General features: G+C 36.8%; 11 protein-coding genes. 6 read left to right on the forward strand and 5 right to left on the reverse strand.

Features of this window, described 5'->3' with window-relative positions:
* The first annotated feature begins 49 nt into the window (after positions 1-49).
* A complete protein-coding gene (locus H4J62_RS10695; protein WP_182216513.1) occupies positions 50-427 on the forward strand; it encodes a PA2779 family protein in 378 nt (125 codons plus the stop codon).
* Positions 428-479: 52 nt separating this feature from the next.
* Positions 480-1412 carry a PA2778 family cysteine peptidase gene (locus H4J62_RS10700; RefSeq protein WP_259364637.1) on the forward strand — a complete coding sequence of 311 codons (933 nt, stop codon included), beginning with the start codon at positions 480-482 and terminating at the stop codon, positions 1410-1412.
* A gap of 144 nt (positions 1413-1556) precedes the next feature.
* On the opposite strand, the gene H4J62_RS10705 is transcribed toward H4J62_RS10700, so the two are convergent.
* The 3 genes from H4J62_RS10705 to H4J62_RS10715 form a co-directional block, all read right to left on the reverse strand.
* Entirely contained in the window at positions 1557-2024 is a 468-nt protein-coding gene (locus H4J62_RS10705) for a hypothetical protein (protein WP_182216518.1), read from the reverse strand.
* The gene (locus H4J62_RS10710; protein WP_182216520.1) at positions 2024-2836 is read right to left on the reverse strand and encodes a PEP-CTERM sorting domain-containing protein; all 813 of its coding nucleotides are present in this window, start codon (positions 2834-2836) and stop codon (positions 2024-2026) included. The genes H4J62_RS10705 and H4J62_RS10710 overlap by 1 nt, the downstream gene beginning before the upstream one ends.
* A 317-nt stretch (positions 2837-3153) precedes the next feature.
* The gene (locus tag H4J62_RS10715) at positions 3154-3291 is read right to left on the reverse strand and encodes a hypothetical protein (protein WP_182216521.1); all 138 of its coding nucleotides are present in this window, start codon (positions 3289-3291) and stop codon (positions 3154-3156) included.
* A gap of 403 nt (positions 3292-3694) precedes the next feature.
* Here H4J62_RS10715 and H4J62_RS10720 point away from each other — a divergent pair, with 403 nt between their 5' ends.
* The 4 genes from H4J62_RS10720 (at position 3695) to H4J62_RS10735 (ending at position 7144) form a co-directional block, all read left to right on the forward strand.
* Positions 3695-4363: a GntR family transcriptional regulator gene (locus tag H4J62_RS10720; RefSeq protein ID WP_070375969.1), complete on the forward strand. Its 669-nt coding sequence runs from the start codon at positions 3695-3697 to the stop codon at positions 4361-4363.
* Positions 4364-4734: 371 nt separating this feature from the next.
* Complete coding sequence (gene galE / locus H4J62_RS10725) at positions 4735-5745, forward strand: UDP-glucose 4-epimerase GalE (RefSeq protein ID WP_182216924.1); 1011 nt, start codon at positions 4735-4737, stop codon at positions 5743-5745.
* Positions 5746-5861: 116 nt separating this feature from the next.
* The gene (locus H4J62_RS10730; protein ID WP_182216922.1) at positions 5862-6623 is read left to right on the forward strand and encodes a tRNA-uridine aminocarboxypropyltransferase; all 762 of its coding nucleotides are present in this window, start codon (positions 5862-5864) and stop codon (positions 6621-6623) included.
* An 83-nt stretch (positions 6624-6706) separates the two neighbouring features.
* Entirely contained in the window at positions 6707-7144 is a 438-nt protein-coding gene (locus H4J62_RS10735) for a DUF3010 family protein (protein WP_070375975.1), read from the forward strand.
* A gap of 149 nt (positions 7145-7293) precedes the next feature.
* Here the strand turns inward: H4J62_RS10735 and H4J62_RS10740 are convergent, their stop codons facing one another.
* Complete coding sequence (locus H4J62_RS10740; protein WP_182216920.1) at positions 7294-11397, reverse strand: hybrid sensor histidine kinase/response regulator; 4104 nt, start codon at positions 11395-11397, stop codon at positions 7294-7296.
* Positions 11398-11705: 308 nt separating this feature from the next.
* Positions 11706-13865 carry a M3 family metallopeptidase gene (locus H4J62_RS10745; protein WP_182216919.1) on the reverse strand — a complete coding sequence of 720 codons (2160 nt, stop codon included), beginning with the start codon at positions 13863-13865 and terminating at the stop codon, positions 11706-11708.
* Positions 13866-13877 lie beyond the last annotated feature (12 nt).

A 13877-nucleotide genomic window follows, 5' to 3' on the forward strand; every position in this document is an offset into this window, starting at 1 on the left:
CTTATTTTATTTTACAAGTATCACTATTAATCATTAAGCGAGCAATAACATGAAAAAAATATCAATAGTATCCTGTGCAATATTTACTGTGTTGTTTAGCATCTCAAATGCTTTTGGCGCAGTTATCCCTTCAAGCAATGTTATTCAACAGCAGCAAAGTTTGTATAACACCCAACAAGTTTTAAGCTTACTTGATGGTGCAGAAGTTCAAGAAAAGTTAGTTTCTTTGGGGGTTAATGTTGCCGATGCTCGAACTCGAGTGGCTAATATGACACAACAAGAACTCAATACTTTTAATTCAACCCTAAACGATATGCCTGCTGCTAGCGGAGTCGTTGGTACTATAGTCACTGTGCTAGTGGTTTTAGCTGTTTTGGATGTAATGGGTATAACTGATGTTTATTCATTCATTAGACCCATAAATTAAATTATAGGTGTTAAATTATACCTTTTGTAAAGCTGGCCTTTTGGTCAGCTTTTTGTTTTTAGCTAATGGCTGTGCAACGCCACCGCAAAGCAAGGCACTCTTGGCTTCACCGCCTGACATTACGGCTAAACATCAAATTAACAACGTACCTTTCTTCCCCCAGCAAGATTTTTTTTGTGGTCCTGCAACGCTGTCTGAAGTTTTTAATTATTATGGGGTGGAAAAAGATCAACAAAGCTTAGCGGCTGAGTTATTTGTTCCAAAGTTAAAAGGTAGCTTTCAAATTGAGATGGTTGCTTCTGCTCGTCAAGCTGGTTTTGTTGCTTACGCACAAGAAGGTAATTTAGCTCAGTTATTGTCGTTAGTTAGCGAAGATATACCTGTTGTTGTTTTGCAAAATGTCTCAACGCCTTGGTATCCGATGTGGCATTATGCTGTGGTTACCGGTTATGACTTAAAAAAACAACTTATTACCCTGCATTCGGGTGACCTTGCTAATAGAGTTGCTGAGTTTAGTGTTTTTGAAAGAACATGGGCTAGAGGTAAATATTGGCTTTTAGCTGCGCTCCCCCCGACTAAAGCCAGTCAGTATTTGAAGCCATTCATTTATACGCGCGCAGCCCAAGATTTAATTTCAGTAGGGAAAAGCTCAGCGGGCATAACAGCGCTTACCCAAGCAACCAAGCAATGGCCAGATTATTGGCTACCTTATTTTTTATTGGGTAATTACTTTTTAAGCCACGATGTAAAACAAGCAAATTTTTGGTATCAACAAGGCTATAAATTAGCAACACAAGAGTCTGCTTACCTCAATAATTATGCTTATGCATTAAATGCGATAGGCTGTAACCAATTGGCAAAACAAACGATTGAACAAGCCTTAAGACTCGCACCGAAAGACGCTAACATTATTGATAGCCAACAAGCTATTTATCAAAGTAAAGAAACTGCACAATGTTCGATGTCATCTGTTTCACTGCATTAATGAGTTTAGCTTTTTCATGAACCTTTTAAAATTAATACTATGCGGTCAAGGAGACCTATTAATAACAAGTTCCCCCCTTAGTGTTAGTACCGCTCAGTATTAGTTCACGCTAGTGCCAATCTAAGTAGGGGGTACTAATGGGGGTCACTTAAATAGTATGGTTGCTTTTTCTTTTGGTAATAAGGCGTCTGTCCGTTCTACTCGATAAAGACCATTAGTGTGCTTTTTTAATAACCAGAGACCCTCATTACCTATTTCTAAAACAACATCAGTACTCTTTAACATTCCATTAGCTGTGAAAGGTGGGAGTTCTATTAAAAGACTCTGTTGACTCGGTGATAGCCCTTTAAATACCTGTTCGATATAAATAGCACCCACACGAATAACTTGTTTGTTTGTAAGTGTTATATTTTGTTTATGTATTAGCTTTCCTGTTACGGCAACATCAGAAACTTTAACAAGCGCTTGCGAGCTTAAAAATATTTGATCGCCATGAGCGACAAACGAATTTAGTAGCATAAATAAAAAAAGTAAACACGTAAGTAGCTTAGTATAAAAGACTATTTTTTTTTGTACTATAGAACTATTTTTTAATAAAATAAAAGTCACCACTAATATTTTTTTCTTTTTACAATAAGCATAAGTAAGGCACTTAACAATAACAAAATAGTACTTGGCTCTGGAATAGCGGCGATTTGAACATCTCGAAGACCTACTCTCGTTATTAAAGTATCGAAATTTCTATTAGAGAAGGCACGGTCTAGTACTCGTTGCTCGTTTGGCATAGACGGTTGTGAAGCACCTGTTGCCATCAAACCATAATCCGACTCACCGGGGTTAAGTTCTTTTCCCCCTGGATGTGATAAGAAAAGAGAATGGCCAATTTCATGTGATGCTGTACCAGCTATCAGGTTAATCAGTTCTTTATTATTAGTGGCATAGCGGGCTAAGTCTGTTGCTATATTATTGGTGAAAATTGAACCAATAACCTTCCCTTGCCAATACGATGTTAAAGCACATCCTGAGCAGGCATGGCCTAAATGTGACTCTCCACTGGTTACGTTACCGAATTGAAAATACGAGAACTCATTATCGCCATTACTTGGGCCTGAACCTATTGTGCCAACTTCGAAATTAATATTTAGCTCTTTACCAGCCGATAAACCAGCATAGCTATAGCCAAAGAAGTCATTGCTGATCGCCGACGATATATTGTTAATAACGTCATTTAATCCCATGTTACTAAAGCCATAGATAGATTCATCAAAAGCATTAGTCTTAGCGCCATACATATCAGTAGAGTCGATAGTCGTGAAGTCTAAAATGATCGTGGTTGCTGCAGATTTTGGCATAAATACTGCCATTGCAGTAACCAATAACAGTAAAGTGAATATTCTTTTTTTTATTATTTGGTGGTTTTGCATGGTAAGCCTTTGTGTTTGCCAAGTTATATATGAAAAAAATTACTCTATGGAGCTTAAAATCAATTAAAAAAGGATTGTAGTTCGTTGTATAATACGACCAAGTTGTGGTTATCGCTATCTTATTGGTGATGTTATTATTTAATATAATATTGCGTTATTTTAACGCATAAAAATGCCAAGTCCCAGTTTTGTATTGTAATCTCCATCGTTTTTTTCGTCATAAAAGGGTGTTGATGTTAATAACTTTATACGTCGATTAATGCCCTGTAATAGTTGTGTTACTTAAAGAATTTTTAACTAGCTGGCTAGTCTTTATTTTATTTGTCATTAAAAGGGGGATGGGTAAATTGACACATAATAGTGCTAGCTGAGCTCTTTTCAAAGACAAGTAAATGGCTTTTAAAATGGGTGATTTCAGCAAGTGCTACTTTAAAGAGCTGATAATAATAATTCATAGAATTTATCCCTAATTAGAGGCCAACTTAAAGGCCAATCTTGTTGCAAGTGAAATACTTTAATATCGCGTAAAAATGATTTAGCGATTGTCTATGAAATCATCATTTAATTGACAATAAGGTACCAACAGAAGTTGAAGTGTATTCATAAAAAAAACAAGGTAAGCCATACGTTTAGCGCTAATTAAATGATCGTAATCACTGTTGGGAATGCAAATCAACTCCTCCCCCAATCATTGGTTATTAAAATCAGCCCTATGAGTCACTAACTAGATTATTAAGTCGGTAGGTTTGAAGTTATAACTTTCATTGATAACAACAATAAGCGGCTAATATTTGTTAGTCGCTTTTTTTTAGCTAATAAACCCTTATAATGTCAGCACACTTGCAAGAGAAGTACTTTATGACCATTGTTTATAAAACCCGAACTCAGTTAGTTGTTGAAACCCTTAGAGAGAAGATCCTCAGTGGCGAAATTCAAGCAGGACAACCTTTACGGCAAGCGGCATTAGCCGAAGAGTTAAATGTTAGTCGAATTCCGGTACGTGAAGCGTTACTACAATTAGAAGCTGAAGGTTTAGTTGCTTTTGAACCGCATAAAGGCGCTACAGCTACCGAGCTAAATGCTAGTCAAGTTGATGAATTATTTGAACTGCGTGCTATGTTGGAAGCTGACTTGTTGGCGTCATCAATCCCTCGTCTTACGGTTGAAAAACTTGACGAAGCGACAGAACTTCTTGGGAAATTAGACAAAGCGCTTGGTAAAGAAAATGCGGCTAATACCTGGAGCGAATTGAACTCTGATTACCATAACTGTTTATACTCAGGGGCAAATCGTCCGCAAACACAAGACTTAGTTAACACTTTGAATAAAAATGCAGACCGTTATATTCGCATGCATTTATTATGGGCAGGGGGTATTTCAAAAGCAGAATCTGAACACAATGAATTACTCGCTCTATGTAAAGCAGGTAATATTGAAAAGTCTGTTGCTTTGTTAAAACAGCATATTTTGGGTTCTCGTGATGAAATAAAAGCGTTCCTTTGTGCAAGAGAGCTCGCAGAAGGATAATGTTAATTCAGCCAAACCAATAAAGTAGCGGTAAAGTCTTGTCTGTACTTTATATTGTTGGATAGTAAAACATAACGGCTACTATGTTTATTTGGGATGTATTAAATCACTTATAATATTTTTGCGTAGAATTTAGCCTGATAATATTGAGCATTGAGCATTGAGCATTGAGGCTAAGGTAACAGTCGAGCAGACACGGTAGACATTTAATTATCCAAAAAATCCTTAGTAAGTTTATCGCGACAGTGTCAGAATATCACTCATAACACAGTGATCAAATAAAGTATCACTTTTCCATCGTCATCCTGAATGAATTTCAGTATCAATATGACGGCTTTAAGATCTCGGATCTATTTAAACAAGGACTAAAAATGAGTTTATTAATCACCGGCGGTACTGGATATATCGGTAGTCATACCGTGGTAGAGTTACTTAAATTAGATAAAGATATTGTTATCGTTGATAACTTATCAAATTCATCTACCTTAGTCCTTGATCGCGTTAAAGCGATTACCGGGAAAACAGTAACCTTTATTAAAGCTGATATTTGCGATGAAGCAGCGCTCGATGCTGTTTTTGAGCAATATAATATCGAAGCAGTTGTGCACTTTGCTGGCTTAAAAGCGGTTGGTGAATCAAACGAAATTCCACTGAGTTATTATCAAAATAATGTCTCAGGCTCTGTTACTTTATTTCAGGTGATGGCTAAACATGGCGTTAAAAATTTAGTTTTTAGCTCATCTGCAACTGTCTACGGTGAGAATAATCCATCACCATTAGATGAAACTATGCCAACTTCTGCGACTAACCCATATGGGCAAACTAAATTAATGGTTGAGCATGTGCTGTTTGATTTAGCGAAAAGTGATAGCGAATGGTCAATCGCATGTCTGCGTTATTTTAACCCGATTGGCGCACATGAATCAGGGACTATTGGTGAAAATCCTAATGGTATTCCTAATAATTTATTACCTTATGTTGCCCAAGTAGCTGTAGGACGTTTACCTCAACTACAAGTCTTTGGAGATGATTACGACACGCCAGACGGCACCGGTGTTCGTGATTACATTCATGTGGTAGATTTAGCGATTGGTCATGTTAAAGCGTTAGAGAGTTTAACAAAAATACAAGGCTGTAAAGCCATTAATATCGGTACGGGAAATGGTACATCGGTATTAGAAATAGTGAATACTTTTGAACAAATTAGTGGTCAAAACATCGCTTATAAAGTTGTACCGCGCCGCGCGGGTGATATTGGCACTGTTTACGCTAATGCATCATTAGCAAACAGCCTATTAGGCTGGCAAGCAACACGTAATTTAAATACTATGATTGCTGATACTTGGCGCTGGCAGTCACAAAACCCCAATGGGTTTGAGTAAGTTAATTTATTCAGTAAACCGCAATTTTAAGCATTGCACATCAAACTAAAAATCACTAAAGTAGCGGCCTTAATTGCCGCTATTTTTTTATGTTGGAATTGGTCTTAATTACACTTATGCACGCTGTACATAAACTTCATCATTATCGTATGAGTCTGAGCACGACGACTTACAAGTCTCGTGGGCAACGTGTTGTACGTTGTGACTTATGTCGTCTAGCAAAACCTCATTGTATTTGTTCATATTCGCCAAATTCTACCAGTAATGCCGGTTTTTTATTATTGATGTATGACACAGAAGTACTAAAACCAAGTAATACAGGCAAGTTAATTGCTGATGTCGTGCCAGATACCTTTGCATTTCTTTGGTCAAGAACTAAAGAAAATAAAGAAATGTTAGCCATTTTAAACGACGAGCAATGGCAACCTTATGTTGTTTTTCCTCAACAGTATGCACAGGCTGAACGTGAGGTTTTTTGTAATGAAATGACCATACCTTCAGGTAAAAGACCACTCTTTGTTATGTTGGATGGTTGCTGGCGTGAAGCGAAAAAAATGTTTCGTAAAAGTCCTTACTTGAACCAATTCCCCATTGCTGCTTTTGACCCACATTTACTTGACGAAGCGGCTAATACCTCTCGCTATCAAATACGCATTGCCGAAGAAAACTATCAATTTGCTACCGCAGAAGTCGCGGCAAAAATGTTAACAATGGCAAAAGAACCGGTCAATGGACAATTATTGGATCAATGGTTTGATATGTTTAGTTATCAATATCAAAAAAGTGTTTGCCAGAAAAATAAAGGTAACCCCAAAGCCTTAGAAGATTATCTTGATTTTACTAAGCAAAAGGGGATTAAATTAAAAGCAACACTATAGGGTAATACAACTAATGTCATTAACTGTTTCGGTATTCACTGTTTCGGTATATAATGCGACCGCGAATTTAATGAGGGTAAGTTATGAGAATATGTGGTGTTGAATTAAAAGGTAATGATGCAATTATTTGTATTATGTCACGTGAAAACGGTTTGTATGATATTCCGCAAACACGCGTGCAAAAAATATCTTTAGTAGATGCAGGTGATTCCGAAGCAGTACAACACTTCCAATTTACCTTTGCTAAATTGATGGAAGACTATCACGTTGATAAAGTTGTTATCCGTGGTCGTGCTTTAAAAGGTAAATTTTCTGGTGGACCGATCGGCTTTAAATTAGAAGCGTGTATTCAACTTATAAAAGAACTACAAGTAGAAATTATTGCGGGTAGTTTTGTTAAGAAAACCCTGGTAAGAAGTCAAATAGATATTGATTTTCGTGATACCGGCTTGAAGCAATATCAAGAACCTGCCTTTGATACCGTTTTTGCTTTTTTTGAAAGTGACCCTTACATGAAGTAAGTGTTTCTTTTAGTTTAAGCTGATAAAAAACCCCAGTAAGTTTGCACTTACTGGGGTTTTTACGTTTACGACGAACAGTAGGATATGGTGCTAATAGCCGGATTAATATGCTTCAAATGTGCTAACAGATAAAATGATGAGAAACGTTATCAGTCACTTTTGTTAATAACCGTTAATAACGCCGCAATAAGCTCATGGGTGCTAGATTTAATATCGGCAGAATTTTTTTTCTTAATATTGGACTCTAAGCTCATTGCGACTCGTGTTATGTTGCTATAACCAAACATTTGTGCGGCTCCAGCTAGTTTATGTGCTTGCTTAGCAAGTGCATCATTATCATTCGTTTGGTTCAACAATATGAAGTTTTTATGTTCTGCAATTAAACCCACTTCAAATTTAGCAACCAAATCAGATATATCAATGTTGCTATTAGTTAGCGAGCTATTGTCTTCGTGGTTGGTTTTGATAGGCTGTTCAAAATACTTAGCGATGGTATTGATAAAGTTTTGTCGCTCAAAAGGCTTAGCTTGAAATCCATTAAATCCTAGCGCTAAATATTGTTCTAGATCTTTGGCTAAGGTATTTGCCGTTAATGCAATAATCGGTACTTCACAAGATCTAGCTCTTAGAATTTTTATCGCTTCTATACCATCCATTTTGGGCATCTGAATATCAAGTAAGATTAAATCAGGTTTATTTTTAAAGTAAGACGCTATTACTTCGTAGCCGTTTGTCGCAGTATAAACCTCAAAACCTAGTCCGGTCAGTAGCCTGCTCATTAAATGCCTATTATCATCATGGTCTTCAGCCAATAAAATAGCGCCACTGAAGGTCTTCTTTGTTACTTCGAATTCTTTTACAATCTCAGTTGAACTGGTGGGAGTGAACGGTAATATCAAAGTAAAAATACTGCCTTGACCTATCTCACTTTCAACATCGATTATTCCCCCCATGAAGTCTGCTAATTTTTCAGATAAATTCAACCCTAAACCTGAGCCACCAAAGCGCCGACTAATGCTGGTATCTGCTTGCGTAAAGGCGTCAAACACTCTTCTTAATTGTTCATCACTGATACCTATGCCTGTATCACGTATTTTGAAGGTTAATTCGTTGATATGATTATAATGTTGCGCGTATATTTCAATAGCAACATCCCCTTTTTCAGTGAACTTAATGGCATTTGAACAAAGGTTAATAAGAATTTGCTTTAAACGAAAGCCATCAATATTGATCATAAAAGGGGAGGGCAAAGTATGGTATATGGTAAAATTTAAGCCTTTAGATTTAGCTTGTTCTGAGAAAATATTTTTAATGTCGACAAGTATTTGTATCAGATCTAAGGCCGTTATTTCTAATTCAAATTTATTTGCCTCTATTTTGCTTAAATCTAGGGTGTCATTCAATAAGCTCAGCAAGTGCAAGCTATTATTATATATAACTTTTATGCTGTCAGCACTGTTATCAATATCACCATGTAATATCGCTTCAGTTTGGCCAATAATAGAGGTTAAAGGTGTTCTTATCTCATGGCTCATATTCGCTAAGAATTGAGATTTAACTTCATTCGCTTTAATAACCTTTTTCGATTCTTGTTTGATTGAAGCCGTTTGTGTGGAAACTTGATGCTCTAATTGCTTAATAAGGTCACGTTCAAAAATTGCTTTTTTTTGATGAGCCCTAATAAAAAAGACTAATATGAACAAAGATGAGATGAAATATAAGGTATATGCCCACCAAGAGTTCCAGAACGGTGGTAGCACGGTTATTTTAAGTGAAACACCTTCTTCATTCCAAATACCATCAGGGTTGCTTGCTTTTACTCTTAGTAAGTATTCACCACCAGATAGATTTGTGTACGTTGCTCGGCGATTTTTATAATCGGTCATTATCCAATGGTCATCAAAACCTTCAAGCTTGTATGCATATTGATTTTTTTTTGGGGCCGAAAAATGTAAAGCACTAAACTCAAACGCCACTAAATTTTCTTTGTGGGTTAAAGTGATTGCTGATGTTGCATGGATCCCTTTCTCCAAAAAAAATGTACCATCTTCTGGTTTTGCCTTATTTTTATCGTGTTCTTTATTGGCATCGATAGCGACTGATTGATTCAACAATAGCATTTCGGTGAAAACGACCACAGGTTTATTGTTATCCTGAATTAGCTTATTAGGAAAAAATCGATTAAAACCATTAATGCCGCCAAAAAACAATTCGCCACTGTCACTCTTATAAGAAGCGCCAGCATTAAATTCATTACTTTGTAAGCCATCGGCAACATCATAATTTTTAAACGTTTTAGACTTGGGGTTAAATTGAGATAAGCCTTGATTGGTACTTATCCATAAATAACCTTGATCATCAATCTCTATTGCATAAATGGTGCTATCAGGTAATCCGTCCTCTTCGGTAAAACGTATAAACTCCCCCGACTTCATATCCATAAGGTTTAAGCCATTCATGGTGCCTACCCAAAGGTTACCCTCGTCATCTAAAGCTATTGAGGTAATATAATTATGACTTAAACTGCTTGGTTGAGTCATATCATGACGATAATGAGTAAATACTTCAGTCTTAGGATTGAAATAATTAAGGCCCTCAGCAGTAGCCACCCAAAGGTTTTTTTGGTTATCTTCAGTTATTGCTAAAACATGGTTATGGCTCAAACTGTTTAAATTAACTTCACTATGCTGATAGGTCCTAAATTTTGCAGTTTTAGGGAGAAAATAATCTAGACCATTAGTAGTACCTATCCAAAGGTTATTTTGGCTGTCTTCAGTTATCGCTTGGATACCTCTGCTACCTAAACTGTCTGAATCATCCAAGTTATGCCAATAATTACTGAATACTTCCGTTTTGAGGGTGAATTTATTTAATGCACTCCTAGTGCTAAACCAAATATTGCCTTGGTGATCTTTAGTTATTGCGTTAACCCCGTTATTACTTATATTTTCTGGGTTAGTTTTATTTATACTATAATGCTCAAACTGCTGAGTTTTTTTATTAAAACGATTAATGCCTTCTGAATCAAACCCCACCCAAAGGTTGCCTTGCGGGTCTTCAACGATCGCAGCAACCCAATTACTACTTAAGCTCCCGGGGGTAAAGGCATCTCGACGGTAATGTCCAAACTGTTCTATTTTTGGATTGAAGCGGCTAAGACCCGCTTTGTTAGTCCCTGACCAAATATTACCTTCTCCGTCCTCTAAAATAGCCATAACACCACCAGAGCCTAAGCTATTTATATTAGCCTCTTCATGACGGTAATAGGTGAAAGCCTCAGTTTCAAGGTTTAGTCTATTCAATCCTAAACTTGTCCCAATCCAAAGGTTGCCGTTTTTATCAGCCGCTAACGTGAAAACTATTCCATCACTTAAACTATTAGCATTATTAGCCTCATGGCGGTAATGAGTAAATTGCTCAGTTTGCAGACTAAATCGATTTAAGCCGTTTTCAGTAATCATCCAAAGATTATTTTGTCTATCGGTAATTATTGACCAAACTGGTCCTTGAGTTATGCTATTGGGGTCGTTAGCATTGTGAAAGTAATGAGTAAATTGCTCGGTTTTTGCATTAAAGCGACTAAGACCAGCATGAGTGCCAACCCAAATTTCGCCGTTATTATCCTCTAATATTGCCCAGACATTATTATGGCTTAAACTCTTTGGATTATTTATATTATATTTATAATGAGTAAACTGCCCTGTTTTTGGATCAAAACGATTAAGTCCGCCCCGAGTACCTATCCAGATATTGCCTAAGCGGTCTTGAGTTATTGCATTGACAACATCATGGCTTAAGCTATTTGGCTTATTAGCATTGTAACGAAAGTGTCTAAACTGTTCAGTTCTCGGATTAAAGTGATTAAGTCCAAATTCTGTACCTATCCAGAGGTTAGCACTTTTATCTTCAAATATAGTTCGAATCACATTGCCTGTTAGTGAGTTCTGATTTTTACCACTATGCTTAAATACTTTAAACGTATAGCCGTCATAACGTGCTAACCCGTTGGAAGTTCCTGCCCATATGAAGCCTTGTCTGTCTTGTAGTATTTGATTTACATCACTTTGTGGTAGGCCATCTTCAATAGATAGACGCTCAAACCGAGTTGATTGCACTGCAGCGAATGAAACGCAGGAAGGAAAAAGTATCAGCAAAAATAAAAACAGCGAAGGCTTTATTTTACGGTTATTGAAAATAACACTCATTTTTACAAAACCTTTCAATATGAGTAATACAGCAGATTTTAACTTCATAATTGGGGGTTAACTTTAGTGAGCTATATGGCGATGAAAGAATATTATTATTACATTATTAGGTTATAAACAATACAAATAAACTTTTATTAAAAATTTTTAAAGCTGGACGTTATTCCGCTGAAAAGGACTTTATTGGATATAAAATCAGCATGTAAATATAAGCACTTAGTTTTTTTAGCAACCATAAAGCGTTATGTCAGTTAATATCTTTTTCAGTTATAAATCGTCATGCTGAGACTCATATAAATCTAGTATCAGCATGACGGAGTCTTAAATAACGGATATTAATAATATTAGGGTTAACGTTACTTAGTTGTCGTTAAACCACGACGGTCAAGCAAAGGTTGAACTTTAGGGTCTTGACCTCTAAAGCGACGGTACATTATTGTAGGATCTTCACTACCACCGGGCTCTAAGATATGCTTACGGTATAAATCTGCAGTTTTCTCATCGAATATGCCATTTTCTTTAAACGCTAACCATGTATCTGCATCATAGATATTTGACCAAATGTAGCCGTAATAACCTGATGAATAACCGCCAGAGAATATATGAGAAAAGTAACCTGTTCTATAACGAGGTGATATCTCTTTGATTAAGCCAATTTCTGATAAGACCTTTTTCTCAAATACGGCAGCATCTTGCAGCTCTGCTGTTTCTAAAGAATGCCAACTCATGTCAAGTAAAGCTGCACCAAGGTATTCAGTGGTACCAAAACCTTGATTAAATTTACCTGAAGCTTGAATTTTATCAACTAATGCCATTGGAATAACTTCACCTGTTTTATAGTGCTTAGCAAAGTTTGCTAATACTTCTGGTTCAGTCATCCAATTTTCCATGACTTGTGAAGGATATTCAACATAGTCACGTGGTAAAGCAGTACCTGTTTGTGAGCGGTAATAACCGTTAGACAACAAGCCCTGAATTGCATGACCGAATTCATGAAATAAGGTCGATGCTTGATCAAAAGTTAATAATGTTGGCGTATCACCGACCGGGCGTGGATAATTTAATACGTTGTAGATAATAGGGGTAACTTCTTCACCATACATACGATGTTGTTTGCGGAAGCTGCTCATCCAAGCACCACCACGTTTACTTTCGCGCACGTAATGGTCAGTCATATAAATACCAACATAGCTGCCGTCTTTATCAAAGACTTCAAAGGTACGTACATCTTCATGGTATTTAGGTAAGTCGTTGCGTTCTTTGAAGGTTACGCCCCATAATTTCTCTGCGGTGAAAAATATTCCCTGTAAAGTACCTTCTAGCGAGAAATATGGCTTAGTTTCTGCTGCATCTATATCGTAGCGAGCTTTACGAATTTTCTCAGCGTAGTACCACCAATCCCAAGCTTCTATTTCAATTTTAGTGCCTTGTGAGTTAGCCAGCTTTTGCATATCAGCTGACTCTTCTTTTGCTCTCGCTAAAGCAGCTGGCCATACTTGATTTAATAAACCAAATACGTTTTCAGGTGTTTTAGCCGTCGCATTTTCAAGGACAAAATGTGCGTGAGTTTTATAACCTAATAACTGTGCCTTTTGGTAACGTAAGCTGGCTGTTTCTGCAGCAATACTCTTGTTATCAAACTCATCGTCATTGTTACCGCGCATGGTGTAACCTTTATATAAGGTTTCCCGTAATTTACGGTTAGTTGCATAGGTTAGAAAGGGATTTTTGCTAGGACGATGAGTGGTGAATACCCATTTACCCTCATGGCCTCTATCGCTTGCCGTAACAGCTGCGGCGGCAATAATATCATCAGGTAAACCGTTTAGATCAGCCTTGTTATCAATAACCATTTCAAAGCTGTTCGTTTCGTGTAATAAATTTTCGCCAAATTTTAAGCTTAATTCACTCAATTGGGTATTAAATTGACGTAATTTTACTTTGTCAGCATCTGATAAATTAGCACCACCACGGACAAAACCTTTGTAGGTTTTCTCAAGTAAGGTTAATTCGTTTACTTGTAAATTCAGTTGATCTTTTTTGTCATAAACCGTTTTTACCCGAGCAAATAATTTTGCATTAAGATTAATGTCGTCATTTAGCGCTGATAATTGTGGTGATACTGCTTTGGCAATATTGCGCATTTCTTCGTCAGACATTGAACCGGTTAAACCGTAAAATACATTACTGACGCGGTTAAGAAAATCACCTGACTTTTCCATCGCTTCAATGGTATTTGCAAATGTTGCTGTGTTAGTGGCATTGGCAATAGTGGAAATTTCTATTTTATTTTCACTAATAGCTTGCTCAAATGCGGGTAAGTAATCACTTTTTTTAATTTGATCAAAAGGGGGGATGCCGTGTGGCGTAGTAAATGCACTGAACAATGGATTTATATGTTCAGCTTTTTTAATTTTTTGCTGACTTTCTTTAGTTTGATTCTTGTTATCGTCGTACGACTGACAACCGGCTAATGTGATAGCAATAGCAAGCGGGGCGAGTAAGCGCTTTTTCATAAATGACCTTTA

The sequence above is a fragment of the Colwellia sp. BRX8-5 genome (assembly GCF_014077325.1).
In the GTDB taxonomy this organism is placed as follows: Bacteria; Pseudomonadota; Gammaproteobacteria; order Enterobacterales; family Alteromonadaceae; genus Colwellia_A.

Coding starts and splice junctions, on each gene's coding strand:
- H4J62_RS10720 (WP_070375969.1), top strand. CDS start 3,695: ATGACCATTGTTTATAAAACCCGAACTCAGTTAGTTGTTGAAACCCTT.
- H4J62_RS10710 (WP_182216520.1), bottom strand. CDS start 2,836: ATGCAAAACCACCAAATAATAAAAAAAAGAATATTCACTTTACTGTTA.
- H4J62_RS10745 (WP_182216919.1), bottom strand. CDS start 13,865: ATGAAAAAGCGCTTACTCGCCCCGCTTGCTATTGCTATCACATTAGCC.
- H4J62_RS10740 (WP_182216920.1), bottom strand. CDS start 11,397: ATGAAGTTAAAATCTGCTGTATTACTCATATTGAAAGGTTTTGTAAAA.
- galE (WP_182216924.1), top strand. CDS start 4,735: ATGAGTTTATTAATCACCGGCGGTACTGGATATATCGGTAGTCATACC.
- H4J62_RS10715 (WP_182216521.1), bottom strand. CDS start 3,291: ATGAATTATTATTATCAGCTCTTTAAAGTAGCACTTGCTGAAATCACC.
- H4J62_RS10735 (WP_070375975.1), top strand. CDS start 6,707: ATGAGAATATGTGGTGTTGAATTAAAAGGTAATGATGCAATTATTTGT.
- H4J62_RS10695 (WP_182216513.1), top strand. CDS start 50: ATGAAAAAAATATCAATAGTATCCTGTGCAATATTTACTGTGTTGTTT.
- H4J62_RS10730 (WP_182216922.1), top strand. CDS start 5,862: ATGCACGCTGTACATAAACTTCATCATTATCGTATGAGTCTGAGCACG.